The 25,931-nt window shown below is 35.1% G+C and carries 20 protein-coding genes and 1 pseudogene; 9 read left to right on the forward strand and 12 right to left on the reverse strand.

What is annotated here, in order from left to right; translation table 11 throughout:
• Positions 1 to 148: 148 nt before the first annotated feature.
• From M997_RS09545 to M997_RS09555, 3 genes are all read right to left on the reverse strand, one after another.
• The gene (locus M997_RS09545) at positions 149 to 1,174 is read right to left on the reverse strand and encodes a threonine aldolase family protein (RefSeq protein ID WP_064719894.1); all 1,026 of its coding nucleotides are present in this window, start codon (positions 1,172 to 1,174) and stop codon (positions 149 to 151) included.
• Between the two features lie 151 nt (positions 1,175 to 1,325).
• Complete coding sequence (gene yegD / locus M997_RS09550; RefSeq protein WP_064719895.1) at positions 1,326 to 2,678, reverse strand: molecular chaperone; 1,353 nt, start codon at positions 2,676 to 2,678, stop codon at positions 1,326 to 1,328.
• 313 nt (positions 2,679 to 2,991) lie between these two features.
• Positions 2,992 to 3,396, reverse strand: coding sequence for a DUF6122 family protein (locus M997_RS09555; RefSeq protein WP_064719896.1), 405 nt, complete (start codon positions 3,394 to 3,396; stop codon positions 2,992 to 2,994).
• A 104-nt stretch (positions 3,397 to 3,500) separates the two neighbouring features.
• Here M997_RS09555 and M997_RS09560 point away from each other — a divergent pair, with 104 nt between their 5' ends.
• A complete protein-coding gene (locus M997_RS09560; RefSeq protein WP_064719931.1) occupies positions 3,501 to 4,589 on the forward strand; it encodes a linear amide C-N hydrolase in 1,089 nt (362 codons plus the stop codon).
• A gap of 98 nt (positions 4,590 to 4,687) precedes the next feature.
• Here M997_RS09560 and M997_RS09565 read toward each other — a convergent pair whose 3' ends face one another.
• The 4 genes from M997_RS09565 to M997_RS09580 are packed head-to-tail and all read right to left on the reverse strand — an operon-like array spanning position 4,688 to position 9,337.
• Complete coding sequence (locus tag M997_RS09565; protein ID WP_064719897.1) at positions 4,688 to 6,154, reverse strand: TolC family protein; 1,467 nt, start codon at positions 6,152 to 6,154, stop codon at positions 4,688 to 4,690.
• Entirely contained in the window at positions 6,154 to 8,025 is a 1,872-nt protein-coding gene (locus M997_RS09570) for an FUSC family protein (RefSeq protein WP_064719898.1), read from the reverse strand. The genes M997_RS09565 and M997_RS09570 overlap by 1 nt, the downstream gene beginning before the upstream one ends.
• Positions 8,012 to 9,052 carry a multidrug transporter subunit MdtN gene (mdtN, locus tag M997_RS09575; RefSeq protein WP_064719899.1) on the reverse strand — a complete coding sequence of 347 codons (1,041 nt, stop codon included), beginning with the start codon at positions 9,050 to 9,052 and terminating at the stop codon, positions 8,012 to 8,014. The genes M997_RS09570 and mdtN overlap by 14 nt, the downstream gene beginning before the upstream one ends.
• Positions 9,053 to 9,055: 3 nt before the next feature.
• Positions 9,056 to 9,337, reverse strand: coding sequence for a YtcA family lipoprotein (locus tag M997_RS09580; RefSeq protein WP_064719900.1), 282 nt, complete (start codon positions 9,335 to 9,337; stop codon positions 9,056 to 9,058).
• A 324-nt stretch (positions 9,338 to 9,661) separates the two neighbouring features.
• Between M997_RS09580 and mnmH the strand changes: the two genes are divergently transcribed.
• On the forward strand, positions 9,662 to 10,750 hold the full coding sequence (gene mnmH / locus M997_RS09585; RefSeq protein ID WP_064719901.1) for a tRNA 2-selenouridine(34) synthase MnmH: 1,089 nt from the start codon (positions 9,662 to 9,664) through the stop codon (positions 10,748 to 10,750).
• Between the two features lie 108 nt (positions 10,751 to 10,858).
• Here mnmH and M997_RS09590 read toward each other — a convergent pair whose 3' ends face one another.
• Complete coding sequence (locus M997_RS09590; protein ID WP_064719902.1) at positions 10,859 to 11,605, reverse strand: DUF4184 family protein; 747 nt, start codon at positions 11,603 to 11,605, stop codon at positions 10,859 to 10,861.
• Between the two features lie 326 nt (positions 11,606 to 11,931).
• Here M997_RS09590 and M997_RS09595 point away from each other — a divergent pair.
• Positions 11,932 to 13,121 (forward strand): annotated as a pseudogene (locus M997_RS09595) (MdtL family multidrug efflux MFS transporter).
• Positions 13,114 to 14,085: an HTH-type transcriptional regulator YidZ gene (yidZ, locus tag M997_RS09600; protein ID WP_064719903.1), complete on the forward strand. Its 972-nt coding sequence runs from the start codon at positions 13,114 to 13,116 to the stop codon at positions 14,083 to 14,085. Before M997_RS09595 ends, yidZ begins: the two are co-directional and overlap by 8 nt.
• Before the next feature lie 107 nt (positions 14,086 to 14,192).
• Here yidZ and M997_RS09605 read toward each other — a convergent pair whose 3' ends face one another.
• Positions 14,193 to 15,833, reverse strand: a complete 1,641-nt coding sequence (locus M997_RS09605) for a DUF4139 domain-containing protein (RefSeq protein ID WP_064719904.1) — start codon at positions 15,831 to 15,833, stop codon at positions 14,193 to 14,195.
• A gap of 407 nt (positions 15,834 to 16,240) precedes the next feature.
• A complete protein-coding gene (locus M997_RS09610) occupies positions 16,241 to 17,641 on the reverse strand; it encodes an amidohydrolase (RefSeq protein WP_064719905.1) in 1,401 nt (466 codons plus the stop codon).
• A 172-nt stretch (positions 17,642 to 17,813) separates the two neighbouring features.
• On the opposite strand from M997_RS09610, the gene M997_RS09615 reads away from it, so the two are divergent.
• Complete coding sequence (locus M997_RS09615; RefSeq protein ID WP_064719906.1) at positions 17,814 to 19,052, forward strand: TerD family protein; 1,239 nt, start codon at positions 17,814 to 17,816, stop codon at positions 19,050 to 19,052.
• 96 nt (positions 19,053 to 19,148) lie between these two features.
• Here M997_RS09615 and M997_RS09620 read toward each other — a convergent pair whose 3' ends face one another.
• Complete coding sequence (locus M997_RS09620) at positions 19,149 to 19,607, reverse strand: YaiI/YqxD family protein (protein ID WP_064719907.1); 459 nt, start codon at positions 19,605 to 19,607, stop codon at positions 19,149 to 19,151.
• Between the two features lie 85 nt (positions 19,608 to 19,692).
• Complete coding sequence (locus tag M997_RS09625) at positions 19,693 to 20,559, reverse strand: EamA family transporter (RefSeq protein ID WP_064719908.1); 867 nt, start codon at positions 20,557 to 20,559, stop codon at positions 19,693 to 19,695.
• 84 nt (positions 20,560 to 20,643) lie between these two features.
• Between M997_RS09625 and M997_RS09630 the strand changes: the two genes are divergently transcribed.
• From M997_RS09630 to hutW, 4 genes are all read left to right on the forward strand, one after another.
• Positions 20,644 to 21,126: a MarR family winged helix-turn-helix transcriptional regulator gene (locus M997_RS09630; protein WP_064719909.1), complete on the forward strand. Its 483-nt coding sequence runs from the start codon at positions 20,644 to 20,646 to the stop codon at positions 21,124 to 21,126.
• 326 nt (positions 21,127 to 21,452) lie between these two features.
• Complete coding sequence (locus M997_RS09635; RefSeq protein WP_064719910.1) at positions 21,453 to 23,609, forward strand: TonB-dependent receptor plug domain-containing protein; 2,157 nt, start codon at positions 21,453 to 21,455, stop codon at positions 23,607 to 23,609.
• Between the two features lie 2 nt (positions 23,610 to 23,611).
• The gene (locus M997_RS09640; RefSeq protein WP_064719932.1) at positions 23,612 to 24,517 is read left to right on the forward strand and encodes a heme/hemin ABC transporter substrate-binding protein; all 906 of its coding nucleotides are present in this window, start codon (positions 23,612 to 23,614) and stop codon (positions 24,515 to 24,517) included.
• A 15-nt stretch (positions 24,518 to 24,532) separates the two neighbouring features.
• Positions 24,533 to 25,879 carry a heme anaerobic degradation radical SAM methyltransferase ChuW/HutW gene (gene hutW, locus M997_RS09645; protein WP_064719911.1) on the forward strand — a complete coding sequence of 449 codons (1,347 nt, stop codon included), beginning with the start codon at positions 24,533 to 24,535 and terminating at the stop codon, positions 25,877 to 25,879.
• The last annotated feature ends 52 nt before the right edge of the window (positions 25,880 to 25,931 follow it).

Genomic DNA, 25,931 nt, shown 5'->3' on the forward strand with positions numbered 1-25,931 from the left:
TCATTGAAATAGCTAACAATAATTAAATTTTTTAATTTAAGGTACTGAAGTTAGTATTTTTACTAACTCATTATTTAACAATAATCTTATGCACTACAAGATGAATAACGTAATGCATAAGTCATTAAAGATAAATAGATTTAACCGACTAAATTAATTGAAGAAATGTCGTTTTAAAGCTATCAATATCTTCTTGTGTTGTTGCCCATGAAGTACAAAGACGTAAACAACTTAAATTAGGATCTTCTAATAAAACGCGATGAAAAACAAATTGCTGAGTAAGCTTATCAGCAATCGCATTTGGTAAAATAACAAATACTTGGTTAGATTCAGGTGGTGCTAAGAAGTCAAACCCTTGCTCAATGAAAAAATCAGCTAGCTGAGTTGCCATCTCATTAATATGTTTGCCTAGCTTAAAATAGAGGTCATCATTAAATAACGCATAAAATTGAGCACCTAATAACCAACCTTTTGCTTGTAATCCCCCTTTTTGTTTCAAGCTAAACCGAAAGTCCGATTTTAATGCTGGATTATTGATAACTAATGCTTCAGCAGACATGGCACCTATTTTTGTTCCACCAATATAAAACGCATCGGTAAGTGCGGCGATATCCTCAATGGTGAGATCACTTTCTAATGACATCAATCCACCAGCTAAACGAGCTCCATCAAGATATAGCCATAAATTATATTCATCACAAAATTGGCGTAAAGCTTGAATTTCGGCTTTGCGATACACAGTACCAATTTCTGTTGCATTGGTAATATAAACCAGCTTGGGCTGCACCCAATGCTCATCATTATGTTCAGCAATGATTGGCTTAATAAGGTCGGGGGTTAATTTACCATCAGCAGAAAAAGTGGTAATGACTTTATGCCCTGTTGCCTCTATTGCCCCTGTTTCATGAGTAGCAATATGCCCTGTGCTTACTGAAATAACCGCCTGATGAGGGCGTAAGAAATGCGATATCGCTGTTAAATTGGTAATAGTACCGCCATTAAAAAAATGAATATCAGCATCAGCTTTTTGTATGCGTTGTTTTATTAATTCAGCAGCTTGATGACATAGTTTATCCATACCATAGCCATCGTAGCGTTGCCCCACCATATCGGTGATCACCTTCATGACCGCAGGATGTGCAATTTCGTTATAGTCATTTTGAAAGCGGTACATGTGTACTCCTGTTTTATAAAATTTTTATATGTTGTGTCGTTTTATATCTAAAATAAAAAGCGTCTATACACACTCAATATAGTATTGAATACAATAGACGCCTTAATATATTGATAAAATCAATTATCTTAAACTGCTTATTTAAAGTTACTCATTTAAAGCAAATATCACCCCAACGCGCAAGGCCCGCAGTTACAGAACCAAAATCATTGCCTTTAACTATCGGGATATTAGGTAATTGCTGCTGTATTGCTTGGCATAATACAGGTGAACGCGCTGAACCTCCGGTCATAAAAATGACATCAGGTTTTATTCCCCCTTGCTGAACAGCATTATTGACTAACTCAATCATTTTGCTTTTTGGTGATTCTATCGCATCGATCATTTGCTGATGCTCAATATTAACTTCAAGCGTTTCACTGAGTAATTTAATATTTGCTATATAGTCAGGAGAATCTGATAACGCAATTTTAGCTTCTTCAGCGCGCCGAACTAGGCTATAACCCAAGGTTTCATTATAAACTTCAATTAAACGAGCTATTTTTTCTGGCTCTTGAGCATCGCGTTTTAATTGGTTTAATACAGCCAAATTCTGACGAGAATAGAAATTTTTTTGTGCTTCAACGTTATTTATCGCAATAGGATCCCAAAAATGCATCAGTGGTAATTGAATGCCTGATAACATTGAACCGGTCATGCCAAAATGAGGCATTAATTGTTTAAATGCGAGATAAATATCAAGATCATTACCGCCAACACGCTGCCCACTATGAGCAAGTAATGTATTTGAGCGATCTGTTTTACCTCGATAACTCGGCCCCATTTGAATTAACGAACAATCTGTTGTACCACCACCAATATCTACAACCAGTACAGTTTGATCTTTTTCTAATGAGGCTTCGTATTCCAAACCCGCAGCGACAGGTTCAAATTCAAACATAACATTCTTAAAACCAGCACGTGTAGCCGCACGAATAAGAATATTTTCAGCCTGTTTATTTGAAGCCTCTCCACCTAGCCCATTAAAGTTAATAGGTTTACCAATAACGGTATCAGTAATCGTTTCTTGCGTACTTTTTTCAGCTTGATGTTTAATATTTGCCATCATGGCGCAAACTAAATCTTCGAAGAAACTAATTTGTATATCATGTAAACCCGAAGCACCTAAAAAGGACTTAGGCGATTTAACGTAATAAACATCACGGGGATCACGAAGATATAAACTAAGTGCAGACTGTCCGAACAAAATATCTTCAGGAACTAGCTCAATATCTTCATCTCGATTAAAAGCGATTGATTTTCGCAGTAATTGCTCACCTATCTCACTTGAAGGTTTGATATTTAAATGGCGAAATAAGTGCTCAGAAACAGATTCACGGGTAGGCGCACAAAGTGTTGATGGAATATAAAAATCATCACCTTCTAAAGGCAAAAGGGTTGGCTTTCCCTCTTTCATTATCGCAACAGAACAATTTGACGTTCCGTAATCAAAGCCAATAAACATTCAGCCTCCCCAGCTAGACTTAGTATGAAAAAAAAGACTGAAAACTCTACCCCATGCTTCAAACAATTACCAAGATTTTTTGCTTAAAATATTTTAAGAAAGCAATAAAAATACGGTAAGCACATTTATGCTCTATTTATTTTCGCCCCTAAAGGAAAAATGTATAAAATTACGCTATTGACTCAATAAGTGAGGACATAAAATGAATAAATTGTGGGTATATTGCTAATTATTATGGCTGTATGGATCAGGTTTACGAAAAAAATAAAACCAAAAATCATTGCAGGGGCTATTCCCTGCAAAAATCATCGAGTTAAATAAAAAAATCGGATGGTAAATACTTATGGATTGGTTTGTCACAACTCAGTGTTGTTAGTGCATTTTGTGTTAACCCTCCCAAATAGCAATCCAACGAATCAGTAAATAAATGAAATAAACACCCTACTGCAATCGCTTTAAATTTCCATGAAGGAATAAATAGTAACGCAAAATAAACTATCGCAGCCCAGATTGTATGCAAAGGATGAAACCCAACACTACAGCGATTAGGATCAAAAATAGGGGTTGCTAACAGGTGGTCGGCATCGATTACCATTGTTGATATCATTAATATCGAAGCTACCTTCCAGTTTTTGCGCCAAAATAAATAACCAAACAATATGGGCACTAAAAAATGTAGGCTGTAGTGTAAAACCGTTCTAATTATTTCAAATATCACAAAAACCTCGAAATTTAAAAATTATTTATTAATTATTACTCAGTAACTTGTAGTCTCAGCTTTTTAAACTAAATTATAAGGAGATTGTTAAATTAAGGAATATGATAATGAAGTTTAATAAAATATTAAGTTGTTTACTCCCCTCGTTACTTGCTGTTTCTTTAACAAGTGAAGCTTGCTCTAGTTTAGCTATAACGGATAAAAAAAATAATGTTTATCAAGGCAGAACATTAGAATTGTCGTCTGAGCTACCGTCATGGGTTTCTTATTATCCACAAAATACACAATTCACAAAATTAGCCCCTAATGGTGAAAAAGGTCTAAGTTATAGTGCTAAATATGACATATTAGCGATTACGACAGATATCTATTTTGATGGTGGTGACCATAATTTACTACAAGGTCTTAATAGTGCAGGACTATCATTTAGCGCCAATATGATAACAGAAGCAGAATTATCCCCTATTGAACCTAAAAATTACGATAAATCTATTCCTGTTATCTCTATTGGTGAATGGGCATTAGCTAATTTTTCAACTGTTGAAGAAGTGCAAAAAGCGGTTGAGTCTGGCTATTTTTGGGATCCTGTATTAACAAATTTTGGTAATTTAAAATCTCCTTTCCATTATGCGTTTCATGATAAAAATGGCGGTAGTATTGTTGTTGAGGCTTTAAATGGTCAATTGCACGTTTATCAAAATCCAACTCGCGCAATGACAAATGGGCCTGATTTTCCTTGGCATTTAACCAATCTGAATAATTTCAGTCAATTAACTAATATTGACAGATCATCAGCGGTTTTAGGAAATATAAAAGTTATACAACCTGATAGTGGTATTGCAGTATCAAGTTTACCTTCATCAGATACTTCTGTAGGACGTTTTGTTCGTGCTGTTTATTTCTCAACATATGCACCTAAAGCAGATTCCACACAAGAAGCGATGAATACACTCGCACATATTATGAATCGTTTTGATAGAACCAAAAATATAACAGCAGATGTGATGGGAGAGAGCCAAAGTACTAGTAAAGAGCTTCAAACGGAATATACCGTTTGGACCAGTCTATCGGATTTAACTAATGGTGTGATGCAGGTAAGAGGCTATAACGATATCAACTATGCTGAATATTCTCTTGCGCAATTTAAAAATTCAAGTAAACCTGTTTTTGAAAAGATTAATGTGAAGAAATAACGTATTTTTTATCATCGTATTAGAGGTAAAAAGCTATTTTGTTAAAAATGCCTCTAATACGATAATGTAGCAAATTGCACGCAGTGTTACACAAAAAATTAATGAGATATTGTATTAGGTAAACTATTATCAATTTCACCTAATGAAAATGCTAAATCAACCGCAGCAATTAATGAACTGGTATAGGAATCTATATTCGCTATTTGGGCATTTAATAAAGCAATTTCTGCAGTATTAATCTCTGTCACTGTCCCTAATCCATTATTATAGAAATCAACACTTGCGGTATAACTTAATTGTGTTGTATCCATTAAGTTTTTAGATGCTTTATTTGCTTCCAGCGCAGATTTTAATGTATTTTCACTAATAGTAATTTCTCTTATCGCGATATCTTGGCTTTTACGTAGATTCTCTTGTGCCAATACAATATCTGATTGTGCATTTTTCATCCGTGATTGTCGCATTCCTCCTTCATATAATGGGATGCTAACACCAATAAGAATATTGGATGATGAAGTATGTTGATTAATATCCGGTAAACCTTGTACATCCAAACTACCAGTTCCCCCTGCAATACCCCCTGCTAGGTAAATTTTAGGAAAATAATCAGATTCTACTGAGCGAGCTGTTTTAACCGCGGCTTGTGTTAATTCATAATGCGCTAAAATATCGGGACGTTGTGATAGCGCTTTTTTAATCATATCGTGAGTTAATGGTGAAATATCATCAGGTAACACATATTCGTCACTATAGTCTATATTGAACTTTTGAAAAGGCGATATACCAACAGTTGATAACAATATCTGATATTGATCTTTTTCATGCCCCTTCGCTAAGACATTTTGTAATTCAACTTGTGCAACTTGTTGTTTGGCTAATGCTACATCCAGTACAGTTGCTAATCCCCTAGCTCGTTTTTGCTCAATCGCATTCAAAATATCCTTACTTCTTTGTAGTGATTGAGATGTAATATCTATTTTTTTCTTTGCTGCACCATAGTTAAAATAAGCAACGGAAACATCGTGAATAATTTTTTGATGCATTAGATTAAAATTAAGATTTGTTGCTAAAGAAGCATGCTTTGCTGCATCTACTAATGCTGAACGTTTACCAAAATCGAAAATCAGCCATCTAAAGGTAAGCGCAGGAATAAAAGCACTGTTTGTTGTTTTTACATCATCAATAATAGGATTTTCAGGTAGGTTTATTTTTCCTCTTTGATATCCTCCTAATGCGCTTGCAGTGATAACAGGTAAATAGGTACTCTCCACCATGCCGATATCTGTTGCCGATTTTTTGGCTAACTCCCATGCGATACGTGTTTCAGGGTTATTTTGTTGCCCAAGATCAATAAGGTCAGCTAACCCGTAATTCGCTTTTAATGATGTATTTTTGTCTAAGAATTGTTCAGCAGAAGAGGACATATATTTTGCATTATCATACGGCATCGATTGTTGAGAATAGTATTTAAATGAATCACTTGTATCAATACAGCCAACAAGTAATAGGCTTAATAAAGAGGACAGTATCTGCTTTTTATTATTAATCACTGATTTTATCATCATCACTTTTCTCTTATTAAATTTTTAAATACAAGTTCTCTTTCATCAGTAGATAACATTTTCATCTCTTCATTTAAAATAGATGCTTTAAAATTATCTTTTGACTCTCTCTTTAAATTTACATCTAAATCTTCGATATTGTCTTTATCATTAAAGAAAAACCTTTGCGAATAATCATGACGACTTATATAAGAAATCTTACTTAACGCTTCTTCAAAAAACAGAATTAATTCTTTATTTTTTTCATTGTTTTCTTTTTCAAAAAGAAATAAATTAATATTGTCTTTTAACTTTGAGATTGTTTCATTGATAGATGAAACTAAATCTAACATTTCATTTTTATTAGATGAAAATTTCAAATCAGTATAATTATCTAAAACAGTAGTAAGCTGTTTATATATTGTATTAACAATACTTGTTGGCCATACTCGGGTGAAAATAATATACATCACAATATTGCCTAGTAAGATACCCAATATTCTATCTGAAACAACATCCATATCAAAACTTGGTTTAAATCCATGTAATACGGTAAGCAAAAATGCTAAACCAATTTGAACGCCAGCATAAGAGATCCGCTCATTGCCTGCTGCAATCCAAGCTGCGGGTAATATACAGAAAAAGATTAATATCATTAGCTGAAAAATATCAGATAGATTAGGGATAATATACAGTAGCGAAACCATACCAATTACCGCACCGATTAAACAACCAATAATCCGTAATGTCAGTTTGTGAACTGTTTCCCCTACAGTGGTTAAAGCGACAACATAACAAGTGATCATTGCGGTATGAATGCCCTGCCATTTAAAATAATCATAAAATAGATAGCATAAAATAGCCGCTAACGTTGTTTTAATAGCAAAGTATTTATGATTAGGGTTTGTAAACGCATCTTTCACAAAAAAATTATTTTCTTTCTTTTCCGGTTTTATCGTTCTTTTTTCGATGAGTATCTCATCAAATTTATTTAGTAAATAGAGGCTATTTTTGGATGTTAAGGCAGATATATTAGTTGTTTGCTCTATTTTTTCTAATTGATGATGAGTAAAACAATGAGCAATATATGTACTTCTTTTAGATAAAAGAATACGAATTGATGCTGGCGTGTTATCCGCTAGGCTTAATGACATGATTAATATTTGATACGAATTATCAATCATATTTTCAAGCCATTTAATATCTTCTTTTCCTTTTAAATGAAATATTTTAATAAACATTAAGTAACGTTTACATTCTGTTTGTGTACTCAGTATTTCACTTTTTTCAAATTGGTTTGCTTTCTTACCCAAAAAGAAATCACTGGCGGTTAAAAATCGAGTGGAAATTTTATTTAAGAGTAATGTATTAGGACTAATGCCTAAGAAAAAATTAAATAAAATGACTAATAACATTGGTGATACAGCCATTAATAATGCATATAACAACCCTCTTGTAGCTGCATCACCAAATGGAACGTCTTCTATTAAAGTCATTAAAAATGCGATAACAAGAGCAACTAGATTACCTATATCACCAAGACTACTGGCAGATGCTAAATACATAAATATGGCTGAGAATAAAGCCATAAAGAAAAAACGTAAAATTATATTTTGAATCGTGAGGTTAAAAAGAAAAAACACAACACAGACGACAATAGAACATAAAATAATGACGCCAAGAGAGAGTAAGATATTTTGTACGGCATCAGCTTTTATTAAATATATAATTAAATAACAGCTGATTGCAGACTCCGGAATTTCATAAATCATCGCGATGACGGCCATTAAGGCGCAAAGTAATGCAATACGCCAAGTAGTCGCAAAGCGATAATCAAATGGAAGCAAATCTTTTTTTATTTGCTTAGCTATTAGTGAAGATTTAGCAATCATCATCTTTAGATATAATATTTACAGTTGCTGTTGCACCAACACGCATAAGGTCTTCTTGCGGTTCAGTAATAACTACCTTAACTGGAAAACGCTGTTCAACACGCACCCAATTTAAAGACTTAGGAACATAAGGTAAATCTCGTGGGACATTAATAAGGTCGGTAGACATAACGCCACGGCTAATTCCCTCTACTCTCCCTTTAATTGGACGTTTATTATCAATCATGGAGTAAATAACAACACAGCTGCCAACCTGAATATTATTTAAATCTGTTTCTTTAAAATAAGCACTAGCAAACCAAGTATCAGTATCAATTAATGTAAATATAGATTGTCCTGAAATAACAAACTCACCTGGTGATAAAGTCAATCCAGCAATATAACCATTACTTGGTGCTCTGACCTCTGTATTACTCAACTCCCATTCAGCCATTTCTAATGAAATTTTTAACGATTTTACGAGAGCTTCTTCTGAATCAGTGTTATTTATTAATGCTTCTGAGGCTGTATTTTGTTTCTGTGCTTGCTTTAAACTGACTTGTGCATCGTGTTTTAATGTTCTGGCATCATCAACTTGTTGTGCAGTAACAAAACCTTTTGCTAATAAAGGCTCTAATCGATTAAGTGATTGTGTTGCAAGTGATAAGTTTACTTGTGCACGTTTTATTTGAGCCTCAGCTACTTCTGAATTTGAGGTTTCAGCTATAATAACCCGCTGTTTATTGCTGAGTGCCGCCTCTGCGATAAGCAATTGTTCTTTCGCTTGTTCGACTCTTAGTGCATACATTGTTGGGTCAATGGTAAAAAGAAGATCACCTTTATTAATATGGCTATTTTCTTTTACATAAATTGAGCTAATACGCCCAGGAACAGTGGATGATATATTAATTTTATTTGCATCAATGATAGCATCTTCACTTAGCGGATTTAGTGCGGATAATTGGAGACTTTTCCACAATAAAAGTAGCGTAATCACAAAAATAATAACGGTGATAATGCGAGCCAGGTTCTTTTTGATTTTTTTATTCATAATTTAATGAGCAAAATAAAGTAAAGAGATAGTTAAAGAAATTGATAACAATATCGCAAAATAAAATAACAAAGGCAGCGGTAATTTATCATCAATTCCACAATAGATAAGAAGTACTCGTATACCAAAAGCCCCTAATAAACCAATAAAGGTGCATAACATCCAATAGGGAAAATAAGCTCCTAACATAGCAATAAAAGGAGAATGGCTTTGAGAACAACCTGTTAATAGTAGCGTTATCATGCTTAAGCTGATAACACGATAATGTTTTCTAATTAAGTTCAAGATAATGCACCCATCACTTTATGATAAAATTTATTATTCGCTTTAAATACTATAGCGCTTTTTATTTACTGTGTGTAATTAGTTGAGCAATCTTAAAAAAATAGCATAAAATTAGAGGAATAAATATTTTTACATAAACTGATCCTTATATTTCCTTTAGATTGGGGTTTAATTTCGATAGAGTAATATCACTGAAAAATAGGCATATGAGTATTAAAACAACATATCTAATGTTCTCATTAATGTGAACATTTCGTGTCATCGCGACCTATTAAGAGTATAGTAACCAATCCTTTAGTCTGATTAGATACCACAGTTTTTATTATGGAATTAGCCTCTACTGCTCAAAATATCCGAAATATTCTTGCTAGCGAAACACCCATTATTGATGTACGTGCACCCATCGAATTTAATCAAGGCTCAATGCCAGCAGCGATTAATCTACCGTTAATGAACGACGAAGAACGAGCTGCTGTAGGGACTTGTTATAAACAACATGGTTCACAAAAGGCAGTAGAATTAGGTCATCAATTAGTTAATGGTGATATTCGCGCTAATCGATTAGCTGCATGGAAAGCAGCATGTGAGCGTTTTCCTAACGGATATATTTGTTGTGCGCGTGGAGGAATGCGTTCTCATATAGTTCAAAAATGGCTAAAAGACATAGGTATTGATTTTCCATTGATAGAAGGTGGATACAAAACGTTAAGGCAAGCCGCTATTGAGATAACGAATGAATTAGTACAACGCCCTATTGTGCTCATTGGGGGTTGTACTGGTAATGGTAAGACAACATTAGTTAGAGCCTTATCTGAAGGTATTGATTTAGAAGGATTTGCACACCACCGAGGGTCATCCTTTGGCCGAACTTTACAAGAGCAGTTTCCCCAGGCAACGTTTGAAAACCATCTTGCCGTTGAAATGCTTAAAAAATCTCAGCAAAATACCCGTTGGGTGTTAGAAGATGAAGGCCGTGCTATTGGTGCTAATGGATTGCCTGAAAGTTTACGTGTTCAGATGGCAAATGCGTCATTAGTTATTGTTGAAGATCCCTTTGAACGACGCATTGAACGATTAAAAGAAGAGTATTTTGATCGAATGACGCATGATTTCTTGGCTGCTTATGGCGAAGCTAAAGGTTGGGAAGCTTATAGCGAATATTTACATCATGGTTTATTTGCTATTCGTCGTCGATTAGGCTCTCAACGAGCGACAGAACTAACGCAATTATTAGATAATGCCTTAATAGAACAGAGAGCAAGTGGTAATACTGAAGTCCACTTTGCTTGGTTAATACCATTACTTAATGAATATTATGATCCTATGTATCGTTATCAATTAAGTAAAAAAGAAGACAAAATTATTTATCGTGGAACGTATGAAGAAGTGATGCAGTGGTTAGAAAATAAGTAATTTCTTTATTATTTTCCATTATTAATAACTAAGGTATCTGTTACGAATCGATAAAATTAATATCCACAAGCGCAATGTGCTGCACCTATTTAAGGTGCAGTTTTTATTTTAATCTTTGTTATGACGACATAACCAAATCCCTACAATTATCATCATGCCAAAGAAAAAAGGCACAGAGAGAGAAAGCTCAAGAAATATAAAACGGTTAATATTTATCCCATATCCTTTATCTGAAAATTTTAATGCTAAAGGTAATGCGCATAATCCTGAAATCCCCCCTATTCCCATTAAACGATAAAGCTTAATCCGATTTTCTTTTTTGCTTTGTAGATCTTGTTTTCGCTGATATTGGGTATATTTCCAACATAAATAGAGCAAGCCTAATACAGAACCAAGATGCTGGAGTATTTTATAAATAGCCAGTTCTTGCCCATTCGTCATTCCCTGCCAAATATGTGTTTGCAATACCGATAAAAGCCTTACAGCGGTACCTGTTTCATGTGTAAATGAATCCCATACAATATGAGTTAATGCGCCAATATATAGAGATAATAGAAAGATCCCTAGACCTCCTAGAGTAAATTGCATGGGATTATTTAATGGGATAGGTGATACACATTTTAATGGATATCGTAATAAATAATTTAGGATAAAAATCAGCAAACACAATGGTAATGCAGTATAAAACCAACCTAAAAGATGGTGAGCTGTTGCTGATGCTTGATATAAGCCAAAAGAATAAAGTAAATCAGGTGAAGTACTTCCTACAATTAAAGCAGGTAAATTGAGATTTTTTCCTATTCGAGATTGTTTCAATGGAAAAACAATAGCTGGGTGTGAAAACGTCCAAGGCATAGGAGTATCTCTAATTAAAATTTAAGGGGGTTAGTTTGGTGTCACTTTATCAGCAAATTAGCTAGGTTTTATCTGAGTTCTCTGTGGGGAGATAATAGTCATCAATAGCGCATTATTGCTGATGTTATTAACACATGTTTTTAGCTTTTGGCTTAAAAAAACATAACCCTATTTTGAGTTTTATTCCTAAAAAAGAGCAATAATTTTTTACTATTTAGTTATCACTTTTTTCCAAAATGGAAAATTGTATTTCTTTTTTTGTCATTAGGTTTCATCTATATATCCCTTTAAAATAGCGCTTAATCTTTAATAATGAGCTATTTTTTATGATGAAATATATTATTTTTAGCTTCTGTATCGTACTAATTTATCCATTAGGTGTTGATCTGCATTTAACTGGATTAACGGCTATTGCTCGGGATTTACAAGCAACAGAAGCAACTTTGCATATGGCTTTTTCTATTTATCTTATAGGTATGGCGTCAACAATGTTAATTGCTGGCTGGTGCTCCGATCACTTCGGTCGCAAACCTATTGCCCTTTTGGGAACAGTAGTATTTATGCTGGCATCATTACAGTCTGGGTTTTCGATAACAGAAAATAGCTTTTTAATAGCTCGTTTTTTTCAAGGTATTGGCGCTGGGTTTTGTTACGTTGTCACCTTTGCCATATTGAGAGACACATTAATAGAACAACAAAGAGCAAAAATACTCTCAATGCTAAATGGGATAACGTGCATTGTTCCTGTTTTAGCACCTGTTTTAGGTTATTTAATTTTACTGCGTTTTGAATGGCCAACAATGTTCTTTTTTATGGCGGGCTATGCCCTGATTAACTTTGTATTTTGTCTTTTTGGTATAAAAGAAACGAAACAGAAAATAGATCCAAATAAAAAATTTACTCCTGATTTAGTGAAAATAAGTTCAGTAAATGAATCTTTATTAAATCCTTTATTTCTGAGTCGCCTGCTTATTTCTTGTTTAGGAATGGGGGTGATCCTGACTTATGTTAATATCTCACCTATTGTTATTATGCAGCAAATGAACTACACAACAGGTCAATATTCTACTGTGATGACGCTACTTTCTCTTGTGAGTATGACAACGTCATTTTTAATGCCAAAGATATTATCTAAATTTAGTTATTCCACAATTCTGTATACCGGATTAATAATTTTTTTCTGTGCCGCTCTTTTTTTATTATTAGGATTAGTGCAAGAGAATTACTGGTTCTTTATCGCTTTTGCTTTGTGTGGTGCTGGGTTTGCTCTGTTATTTGGTATATAATGAGCCAAGCGCTTTCTCCTTTTAGCCAACGTGCTGGATTAGCAAGTTCAGTGTTAGCTATTGCTCAGTTAAGTTTTGCTTCTTTGTATATTTGGATTATGGGATGGATAGGAATTCCTGCAATTACAATGCTAATTATTATTTTACTAGCAAGTAGTGTTATTGGATTTACTTTGTTGCGCTTCTTTAGCTCGTTAAATCAATCTCAAGAGGTTGTTTCTAATGCATAAACCCTTGCACAAAATGGATTTAAATTTATTGGTGATCCTACAAATTCTTTTACAAGAAAGAAGTGTTACGCTTACTGCTAAATGGTTATCCATTTCACCATCTGCGGTGAGTAAAGCATTAGCTAAATTAAGAGCTTGGTTTGATGATCCGTTATTTTTGCGTAGTCCTCAGGGATTAATTCCAACCCCACTGACATTAAGCATTGAAGGATCTTTATCTGATTTTATTAATATTAGCCACCATATTACGGGTAAAAGTAATATTGATATTCCCCACGGTGTTAGATTCCATTTAGTTATGGAGTCGCCTTTACATCAAGTTATGCTGCCGCAGTTTCCTCAGCAAATATTAAGCTATTACCCCGAATCAACACTTCAAATTAGAAATTGGGAATATAATTCACTTGCTGGCATTATTGATGGCGATGTTGATATTGGTTTGGTCGGTCGAGAGTATTATCCACGTTCAAAGGAATTACTCGATTTATTACCTGATGTAATTGATTATGAAGTGTTATTTTCTGATACCCCATTAGTTTATGTACATAAAAATCATCCATTATTAAAAGGAACATGGGATTTAGATACTTTTTTGCGTTACCCACATGTTAGTACTGAATATGATAAAAGAAGTCATTGGGCACTGGATGATGTGCTAAGTGAACATGGGCGTTTACGAAATATTGTTGTGACTTACACTTCTTTTGAACAATCTTTATTTATGGTGGCGCAATCAGGACATTCATTAATTACCTGCGCTCCAGGATATTGTTTACATTATGTCCGAAAAGTATTGCCTGATTTAATTACTCTTCCAATTCCTCTACCTACCGCTATATCTAAGCAACTGGATTTACCTTTTATTCAGTTGTGGCATAAGCGACATTCACATAATGCAAAAATTTTATGGTTAAGAGAAACTATTAAGAATAGTGTTAATAAAATTGTAAAACAGTCAGATTAAATCAGCTATGTTTACTGATGATGTTTTGAAAAAACTTGAATTTAAAAGGTGCATTTCTGCACCTTTTAAATAATCATTAATGTTCTAAGTGATAAAGCAAAAATAGGTTATAGGCCATTAATATATTTATTTTTAGGATAAGAAAGCGTGTAATTTAATAATAATATTTTCTCTTGCTTGGGCTGTAACTCCACATTCCATTTTATTTCGCCAGTCTCTTTGTTAAGCACACCCTCTTTATATACCGCATCAGTTACATTAATACTATTTTCTTGGCTTAGTGGTAGTTGATCGTATACTATTAATTTTATTGGATTATTGTACATATTTCTTATCTTGATCTGGTAACTTTCTTTTAGCTCAATACTTGTACCAATAAAAATAGGTTCTTTTCTGGTTTTTTCGCTATTTATACGACTAATTTGAATGTTTTTATCAATACCTAATGGGATCTCTAGCTGTTCTTTTAACTCTTCAGTATTGATATAAGTGTTACCAACAAAATTATTCATATAATAGATATTGGCACTACCACTAAGTAAATTTAATGTTTCCCATTCTTTAACTCCAGCTTGTAAATAAACTTCTTCAGCTAGTTTAGGTGTCGCTAAATATTGGTAGTTTGCCGTGATATCTTTTTGATTAATAACTAATGAATTTGGCTGGGTGCTATTTTTTATCGTATAAGGTAAGTCGATAGCATGGCTGACATTAATACCATTATTATTTGTCATTACATATTGAGCGACGCCTTTATTCATTTTTCCTTCAACTGCAATAGCATCAGAACTCATTTCCGCCATCATTGGTGCCGGTGCTGCCATGCTCTTATTTCTAAATTTTGCGTTATCGTTATAAAGTGATAAGTACCAAGGTGTTAGTGTTGGTGATGCAATATTACCCGATGGGTTGGTTGAGGTAAGAACTAATTTAACTTTATCCCAATTGATCCCTGTATTTTGAATTAGGTCAGCTTTATAAGTTAGAGTAATTGGTTTATCTAAACCTTGGCTACGAATATCATAAGTTGGTGACCAACCAGCATCAGGTGTAATATAGGAAATACGCAATTTACTGGTTACATTTTTTGCTGCTCCTAAAGAAATAACAATTTGTGTTTTTTCTTGAGCAACAATAGGTGCATTAATTTCAATTTGTCTATTTAGTTCTTCATATTTTTCGGTCAACTTGGCGATTTCATCACGATTAAGTCGTTGTTGATTTAAAGTCGTCGCCATTTTTTGGCGAATAAAATCAAGCTTTTGAGCGGATTGCTCTAATGAGAGTGTATTTTGCTCACCAAAAAAATTTTTGTCCTTTAATAAGGCCAGCTGTTCATCACCAACATTGATATCGATATTAAGCTCTTCAATTTTCTTGTTAATTTCTTTTTGTTGTTCCATTAATGCAGTAATAAATGCGGGGTAAACGGGGGCAATAGGAATTTTTTTAACGTTTACGGAATTGATAATAATATCGTTATTATCAAGATTAATTGCAAGACTACGCTGATCGATATTGTTGGCTATATTGGACAACACCACTTCACTTTGCCCTGCTGCTAGATTCAGTGTTACGCTATTTTCAATTTCAGCACCACGTAAAAATACGGTAGCTTGGTTAAGTTTTACATCTTGGTAAACAATATTTAGTTCATCTGCTATTTTTTGTTCATTGGCGATAGCATTAGATGCCGTTACAAAAGAAAGTAAGAAAAGTGACTGAGTTAATTTATTTGTCTTAATCATCGCTGATATTCCATCCATAGTTGATGAGAGTGTTAGTTATTGTCAGTTTTAAAATGCCATTAAATGTCTTACTAAATAATATTTCATCTTTCGTTAACTAGATAACAGAATAAACTTAAATATAAATAGTATTTTTTTGTCCCTGAATAACCTATTGATAATTATAGTGTAAGTTAGGTGCTAGTATTTATCTGAAATAAAAAGTGAGTTCTGAATTAATTGAATTGAATTGGATTAAATAATTAAAGTATTTATCCGGTAATAGTTAAAATATTTACTATTTAAAACGGCGTATTACTTAAGTGTGACGTTTTTATTTTTACAAAGAAATTTTTTGTGATAAAAAACGGATGTAAAGTATTTACCAATACACCCGTTTAGTTTTTAGATTTAAATCTAATGCGATTTTATTTAACGATTTCACCGCTTTCAATAACAGTTTTACGTACTTGATCAGAAAATGCTTGAGCTTCTTTAATAATGGCATTTTCGTCAACAGTGAGTAATTTACGATCTTGCATTAATACTGTGCCATCAACAATTGTATGGCGAACATTACTGCCATTAGCACCGTAAACTAGTGCTGCATAAGGACTATACATTGGTACCATATTTGGTGATTTAGTATCGACAACAATAATATCAGCTAATTTACCAGGCTCTAATGAGCCTAATTTGTCTTCCATATGCAGTACTTTTGCCGACCCCATTGTTGCAAGTTCAACAACGGTTAATGGTGGCATTGCAGCACGATCTTTATTTTCTAATTTATGAATTTTGCCAACTAAATTCAGTTCGTTCATGGTGGTTAATGTATTACTCGACATTGGACCATCTGTGCCTAAACCAACACGAACGCCCTTTTCTAACATTGCAACGACAGGTGCTACGCCTTTTGCTGATTTGGTGTTTGCGCTGATATTATGTGCTACACCAACATCATATTTTTTTAGTAAATCGATATCTTTTTCATCAACCATAATGGCATGAGCGGCAATCACTTTATTATTTAATGCGCCAATATCAGCCATATATTGTACAGGGCTTTTACCACCAGTACGTTTAGCAATTTCTTCTTGTTCACGGTCTGTTTCTGCTAAATGGATCATCACAGGAACGTCGAGCTCAATAGATAACTTAGCAATTTTCTGTAAGTTCTCAGTAGTGTTAGTATAAGGAGCATGAGGAGCAAAAGCAGGCGTAATTCGCGGATGATTTTTATATTCTTTAATAAAGTTTACCGCGTACTGAATACCTTCTTCTGGTGTTTGTGCATCAGCAACAGGGAAGTTAATGACAGATTCGCCTAATACTGCACGATTCCCCATTTTATCTACCGTTTTTGCAACTTCATCTTCAAAATAATACATATCAACATAAGTGGTTACACCGCCTTTCACCATTTCAATATTGGCTAAATTAGCACCCACGCGAACCATTTCACGAGAAACCATCTTATTTTCTAGTGGAAATATATAACGATGAAGTCTATCTGGTACATCATCTGCTAATGAACGAAATACGGTCATCGAACCATGAGTATGAGTATTAATAAGACCCGGCATAACAATATCGCCATCAACATCTAATACTTTATTGGCTTGATATTCTTTAGCCAGTTCAGGGCCACCCACTGCGACAATTTTATTTTCTTTTACGACGACAGTGCCTTGTTCTATGATTTTGTTTTGTTTATTCATAGTTAGAACGGTACCATCGACTATCATCAAATCAGCCTGTTTAGCAGCATAACTAGAAAAAGAGACGGCCATAACAGCCAACGCAAGCATAGATTTAGAAAACGACATGATTACCTCTTGTCTTGATGGATGAATTTTTCAAAGAGTATAAATAAATTCATCTATTTTTGATATCAAATGAAAGTGAAAGAGATCACCGAATAAATAATTAATTAAAGTTATTATTACATACATCACATTAATTTCTTGCAGTTAGTCTTCACAATCAAGGAGTGGTTACATGAGTAAAACATTACAACCGGGTGAGAATACGTCTCTTAGTGTAAACAAAGGACAAGTTAAAGTTTCACATGCGGTAGGCGATAATCTTGATATTAATCTGACTGCATTTTTAGTGACAGGATCAGGTAAAGTTGTAAATGATGAAGATATGGTTTTCTTTAATGCCCCTCATCATATTTCGGGAGCAGCTTCTTTTATTTCTCCTGTAACACAAGGCTCAACTGTTATTCATAGTATTGATTTTGATTTCTCTTGCTTACCCGCACATGTTACTAAAATAGCGATAACCCTAACTCAGGATGGCAATGCCGGTGGTTTTTCTGCTGTTCAACAATTAAAAGCTCAAGTGTTGATAAATAATGAGGTAATTGAGTTAGCGCCAAGTCAGTTTTCACAAGAAACAGGAATTGTTGTTTTAGAGCTTTATATTAGAAATGGGCAAAATAAAGTGCGTGCAGTATGGCAAGGATTTGCTTCGGGACTTATTGGATTATGTAATCTTTATGGTATTGACGTTGAAGAGCCCGCCCCAGTTGTTACACCACCCGTAAATCCTGTAAATATTCAAAAAAGTGTGGTGAAACTGACCAAACCTGATAGTAGCCATAAAGTGTCATTACTAAAAGGTAGTGATGCACCTAAGCGTATTTTAGTGAGCGCAACATGGATAGATAATGGAGATGGTAAGGATAATGATGATTTAGACCTACGTGTAGGTATTTTGCGTCCAAATGGGCAAATGTCTATTATTCAAGCGCCAGATAAAATCGGTGCTTTTAATGTCGATCCCTTTGTCTTTCATACAGGTGATGTTGTTAGTGTTAGTCGAGATCAACCTGGTTGTGAAACCGTTGAAATTAATCCGGAAATATCACAATTGATGGGCGGTAAAGTGGCTTTAGTATGCAGTGTTTATTCTGCTGTTAGCAACGGTTGTGTTTCTGTGGCGTCATTGAAACCCACCATGAGAATGGAATATGGTAATCAAATTGTTGAATGTTCTTGTGAATATAAAAAAGGCTTTTTCAATAATATGATTTATACCTATGTGATTGGCATTATTGAAATTGATCAAGATAGCATTACATTAAAACCATCGGGTGTTACCTCTCGAGCAGGCAGTGAAGCGACACCTTGGTTAACTCGCATAGATAATGAGCTTAAATTAACGATGGATGGCCCTCATGTATTTAAAGGGAAAAAACCAAGTAGCTCAGGCAGCAAATGTTATGTGTAACATGTCATAAAATAGTAAAAATTTACAGTTTATCCTAAAGAAAACGGGCAATGATAAATAGGCCCGTTTTTATTGCAGATAATATATGCAGTAAATTTATTTAGCTTTGTTTCTTTGCTGTAAAAGCCATTTATCTAATTCATTAGCAAATAGCTGGCGATCACGCTGATTTAAACTTGCAGGCCCTCCAGTTTGAATACCACTGGCTCTCATTGTGTCCATAAAGTCACGTATATTTAAACGTTCACGTATTGTCGCTTCTGTATAGCGTTCGCCTCTTGGATTAAGTGCAGCTGCACCTTTTTCTATTACTTCAGCGGCTAACGGAATATCCGCAGTAATTATTAAATCACCACTTTCAGCTCTGCGTACAATTTCGTTATCAGCTACATCAAATCCGGCAGAAACTTGTAATGTACGTAAAAAAGGCGATGCTGGTATGGTTAATCGCTGGTTAGCCACAAAAGTGACAATCATTTTTTCTCTATCTGCTGCACGATATAACACTTCTTTTATTACTTTAGGACAAGCATCAGCATCTACCCATATAGGCATAATAACTCTCTCTTGATTATTCTTTATTTAATATTATGTTTGATGCTTTTTAAAATAACATATTAATACCTTAATGAAGAATAAGTTATTTTAGCTTTGCTAAAGTACGTTTTTCTGATTGTTGGCTAGCCCAAATGCTGATTAATATTACTGCCATACCAAAGAGTTGTAATGTGCTTAATTGTTGTTCCAATAGTATCCATCCTAAAATAACAGCACTTAGAGGGCTTAAAAAACCTAATGAAGCTACAGAACTTGGCCCTAATAAGGCTAAGCCTCTAAACCAAAGAATATAAGTAATAGCACCACCAATCAGCGCTAAATAAGCTAATCCAAGCAGATTAATAGCCGTTAATGAGGGTAATGCAGGCTCAAACCATAATGCAAAAGGCAGTAAAATTAATCCCCCTGCTGTTAATTGCCATGCAGTGAAGGTAAGTGGTGTAACGGGTGGCTGCCAGCGTCGACTTAATACAGTACCCGCCGCCATTGATAATGCGCCACATAAACCTGCAATAATTCCGAGAGGATCAAGTGCTGCATTTGGTGTGAGTAATAATATTGCAACGCCAAAAATTCCACTTAATGCAGCCGATACCGAAAGCCACGATAAACGGCTTTGTAATAACCAGCGTGATAAAAATAATACAATGAGCGGTTGTACTGCACCAACAGTTGCCGCAACACCACCGGGTAAGCGATAAGCAGAAATAAACAGTAACCACCAAAATAGGGAGAAATTTAAAATACCTAAAATGGCAACTCGTAACCACCAAATCCCTTGAGGAAGTTGTCTCATTATAATTAATAATAAAATTCCGGCAGGTAATGCACGTAATGCAGCTAGAGTCATTGGCACATTAGCGGGCAACATTTCAGTGGTAACAATATAAGTACTGCCCCACACAATGGGGGCTAAAGCAGTAAGAAAAAGAATGGTATATCGATTCATATATTTGCTCTATCAATTTATCTTGAGGTCAAGATAAATTGATAGTAGCTTGACGTCAAGATAAATAATCGTCATGATGAATGCATGGATAGAATCGATAAAATTACACAACAATGGCAGCGTGAAAGACCTGATCTTGATATTAGTCCGATGGGATTAATTGGTCGGTTAGGGAATATCACCCTGCATCTTTCTCGTGAAATGGAGAAAGTATTTAGCCAATTTGGTCTGAATACCTCTAGTTTTGATGTGCTGGCTACATTACGTCGAGCAGGAGAACCTTATACCTTATCCCCTGGTGAAATGTTATCTACTTTAATGGTGACATCTGGCACGATGACAAATCGTATTGACCAGCTAGAAAAAGCAGGATGGGTAATTCGTAAAGTAAATCCTGAAGATGGACGTAGTTTTTTAGTTTCCTTAACCCCTGAAGGACTTGAATTAATTAATCGAGTTATTGAGGCCCATGTAAAAAACCAAAAACGTTTAGTCGAAGGGTTATCTACTCAAGAGCAACAAACATTGAATCAATTACTTAAAGTTTTTCTGACCACTTTAGAATAGTCGTTAATATCAGCTTATTATTAACTGTCCTCGCCTTCTTATCGGTTCTTTTCTTTATTTAAATTTATTGAATATGACTATTTAAGTGAAAAGTAAGAATAATAAGTGCTTAATTGTTCTTATTTATCAATATTCTATTTTTGACTAAAAACCCTCCTTTTTGTGCCATTTCTGTCTGTTTAATCATCTATTCTGTATAAGATCACATTTTTATCTTGATCTACATCAAAGATGTATTCTATTTGCTATTTACTGGTTGATGAATGATAAAAGTTAAATTATAAAGCGAATGATAATAATTATTGATCTCATTAGGATTCGCAATAATGTGTGCTCAAATTAAATCTTGCTTCGTGTTATCTACACTCACTCTTGCTCTATCTCCATATGTAATGGCTAACTCCGCCTCTTCTACTTCTAACGCTTCTAATAAAGAAGAAACGATGGTTGTTACAACTACGCGTAATGAGGCTTCTTTATGGAGTAGCCCTGCAACTATTCAAGTTGTTGATAAAGAAAGTTTAATTAATTCCACTTCATCTTCTATTGCCGATCAGTTACGTGATATCCCCGGAATTGATGTTACAGATAATAGCCTTGCTGGGCGTAAGCAAATACGTATTCGGGGCGAGTCTTCCTCTCGTGTTTTGTTATTGGTTGATGGGCAAGAAGTGACTTATCAGCGAGGTGGACAAAATTATGGTGCAGGTATTTTGATTGATGAATCTGCATTAGAACGCATCGAAGTCGTTAAAGGCCCCTATTCTGTGCTTTATGGATCGCAAGCTATTGGTGGCGTGGTAAATTTAATTACGCAGAAAGGGGGTGATAAGCCTTTCGGCGGTAATGTTAAAGTTGTTTATGATTCGGCAACAATGGGATGGCGTGAGTCAGCATTACTTTCTGGTTCTGTGGGTGATTTTGAATATCGCTTAAATGGAAGTTATGCTGATCACGGTGATCGTGATACACCAGATGGTCGCTTACCTAATACACATTTTAGAAATAATGGCCAAGGTGCATGGTTAGGCTATCGATTAGATAAACACAAGTTTGGTTTGTCGCTTGATCGCTATGAGTTAAGCACACAATCTTATTATGCTGATGAAGGACAATATCAAGAGTTTAGCGTAAAAATACCAAAACTTGAGCGTGAAAAAATCGGTTTATTCTATGATTATGATGTCGAGGCCGATTATTTCAAAAAACTTCATATTGATGCTTATACACAAAAAATTGAGCGTCAATTTGAAAATCGCGTCGGAGTTGTTACTCCAACGGGTAGCCCAATGATTGGCAATTTAACAGTAAAAAATCGAACTCAGTCTGAAGATACGCAAAATACTTATGGTGTTACTGTTCAGGCTAATTTTACTTTGCCTGCGAATAATGAACTGATCCTTGGCGCGCAATATCAGCAAGATAAAGTCAAACAAACATCCGTGGGTCATACATCATCAAATAGCACGACGGCATTTCCACCAGCGGTTAATTATGACAAACAGTCGTTATTACATAATCGTAGCAAACAAACTAATGGTTCTCTTTTTGCTCAAAACGATTGGAAAATGGCGGATAACTGGTCATGGACATTGGGAGCTAGACAATATTGGCTGAAATCAGAGTTACAAGATGGCGATGAAACGATACATCACAGTAAAACAGGAACAAGTAATAAGATATTAGCTGCTGATACTGTAAGAGATAATGCATTTATTGTCTCATCGAGCGTGCGTTACTCCGGTTTTCAAGATACTGAATTACGACTCGCATTTGCTCAAGGTTATGTTTTCCCAACACTTGTTCAGCAATTTATGAATACTACAGCTGGCGGAGCGGTAACTTATGGTAATCGAGACCTTGATGCAGAACACTCTAATAACGTGGAATTAGGTGCTCGTTATAAAGGTAATAATTGGTATATCGATAGCGCACTTTATTATTCAGAGGCTAAAAATTATATCACCTCTATTGCTTGTGCTGGTGAAAGTATTTGCGAAGGTAATAGTAAAACTGGCCGAGCTGATTACTTTTATTACGACAATATTAATCGAGCAAAAACCTATGGCATGGAAATAATGGCGCAGTATCAAGGATGGTCTGTTACTCCTTATATTTCCGCTAATATTATGCGTCGCCAATATATTAATCCTAATCTAAAAACATGGAATACGGGTGAGCCTGTGGTAACCACGCGAGTGGGTGCTAAGCATTTATTAATGTTTGAAAATATGAATTTAATGTCAGATTTATATTTAAGAGCAGCAACACATGCCAAAGATGAAAGTAATGGCGATAATAAACAACAATATGCTGGTTGGGCGACAGTTAACCTCGCTTTAAGTAGTGAGTTCGGTGAAAAGGATCAATACCGTATTAACTTTGATTTAAATAATATTCTGAATAAACGTTATCAAACGGCTCATGAATCTATTCCTGAAGCAGGTATAAATGTTGCAGTTGGTCTTACATGGGTATTTTAATCATGAAAAAAATATTAATGACCTGTGTCTTGTGTTTTTTACCCTTTAGCTTAATGGCAAAAGACAATGAAAAAAATGAGCGTTGGGTTATTGCGGGTGGTTCTATTACCGAACTAATTTACGCTATGAATGCGGGTGATAAAGTTGTTGGTGTTGATGAGACGACCTCTTACCCAGAGCACACTAAATCTCTACCTCATATTGGTTACTGGAAACAACTTAGTACCGAGGGTATTTTGTCATTGCGCCCTACTACTTTTGTTACATGGGACGATGCTGAACCTAAAATGGTATTACGTCAATTAACGCAGCATCAGGTTAATGTTATTTCACTACCTCGTACACCCGCCACATTTGAACTAATGCTCGAAAATATTCGTACTTTAGCTAATTATCTTGATAAGCAGACTGAAGCGGAGGCGTTAATCGCCTCTTTACAAGCACGTTTAGCTGTGGTCGCTGAGAAGAATAAACAAGTGGAACGTCCTGTTAAAGTGATATTTTTTCTCTCACCCGGTGGGGGTATCCCACAAGTTGCCGGTAAAACCAGTGTCGCCGATGCTATTTTGACTTTAGCCGGTGGTAATAATATTGCAATGCATGAGAACTATCGCATTTATAGTGCTGAAGCAATCATTGCCGCGGATCCTGAGGTCATTGTTATCACAACACAAAGCCAAAAAAACCACACTGGGAATTTACGTGCCGCAAATGGATTAGCTTCTGTGCCAGGTGTTTCGATGACTCAAGCATGGAAAAACCAACGTATTATCGAAATTGATCAATCACTTATTTTAGGAATGGGCCCACGTATTGTGGATGCGGTTGAATTATTGCATCAGCAGTTTTATCCAACAGCCTCAGAAAATAATGAAAATAATGAAAATAATGAAAATAATGCAAAGTAAGGCAGGAATGATTTAATGAAAGTAAATGTAGTTACACAATCAATAATTTCATCTTCTGAGATTGATTTTACGCCTCACTTTGCACTTGATGGCGATTCACCTTTTCGTGATCGCCATGCAACAATGCCGTGGCGAGGATCTGCACCCATCGCGAAAGAAGATCAGCAAACGACTTGGCAAGCATTATTAAATAGCAAAACGCCAGCGTGTAAAAGACTGCTTTATATTCACATTCCTTTTTGTGCAACTCATTGTACTTTTTGTGGTTTTTATCAGAATAATTATTATGAAGAGGCTTGTGCGCGCTATACTGACGCATTATTACGTGAGATATCGGCTGAAGCTGATAGCTTACTTTATCAATCAGCACCAATACATGCTGTTTACTTTGGTGGTGGTACCCCTTCTGCTTTATCTGCCAAAGATCTTTTTCGCGTTATCACTCATTTGCGTCAATCGCTTCCTTTAGCGCCTGATTGTGAAATTACAATAGAAGGTCGTGTATTAAACTTTGACGATAATCGTATCGATGCTTGCTTAGATGCAGGCGCTAATCGATTTTCTATTGGTATTCAAACCTTTAATAGCAAAATTCGTAAACGTATGGCTCGTACTTCAACAGGTACTGAAGCTATTAAGTTTATGAAAGGATTATGCCAACGAGATAGAGCTGCTGTTGTATGTGATTTGTTATTTGGTTTGCCGAATCAAAATGCAACAAATTGGGCTGAAGATTTAGAAATAGCTAACGATATTGGTTTAGATGGTGTTGATCTTTATGCGCTTAATTTATTGCCTAACACGCCATTAGGTAAAGCAGTAGAAAATCAACGCATCACTGTGCCATCGCCAACCCAACGCCGTGATCTTTATCTGCAAGGTTGCGATTTTATGGAAAACGTTGGTTGGCGCCAAATAAGTAATAGCCATTGGGCAAGAACAACCCGCGAGCGCAATCTATATAATTTATTAATTAAACAAGGCGCAGATTGTCTTGCATTTGGCTCTGGTGCGGGGGGCTCTGTTAACGGTTATTCATGGATGATAGATCGCTCATTAGATAGTTATTACCAGAAAATTTCAGATAACCAAAAACCATTGATGATGATGAGCAAAACCACAGACAGCGGTTTTCGTTGGCGTCATGAATTACAAGCGGGCATTGAGTCTGGTCGCGTTGATTTAGCCAGACTTAGTCCACAGGCTACGCTGCTCTCTCCTTTATTAAGTCAATGGTATCAAGCGGGTCTTGTTGAAGACGATTTCCTTTGTATGAAACTCACCAACGAAGGTCGGTTTTGGGCAAGTAATTTATTGACTTCATTACAACAACTTATTTTGCAATTAAACACACCTCGATAGTGTGTGGTAACGCTTTAATTATTATATAAACCGACTAAATAAAAAATGGGAA

This window comes from Proteus hauseri ATCC 700826 (genome assembly GCF_001654965.1).
Taxonomy (GTDB): domain Bacteria; phylum Pseudomonadota; class Gammaproteobacteria; order Enterobacterales; family Enterobacteriaceae; genus Proteus; species Proteus hauseri.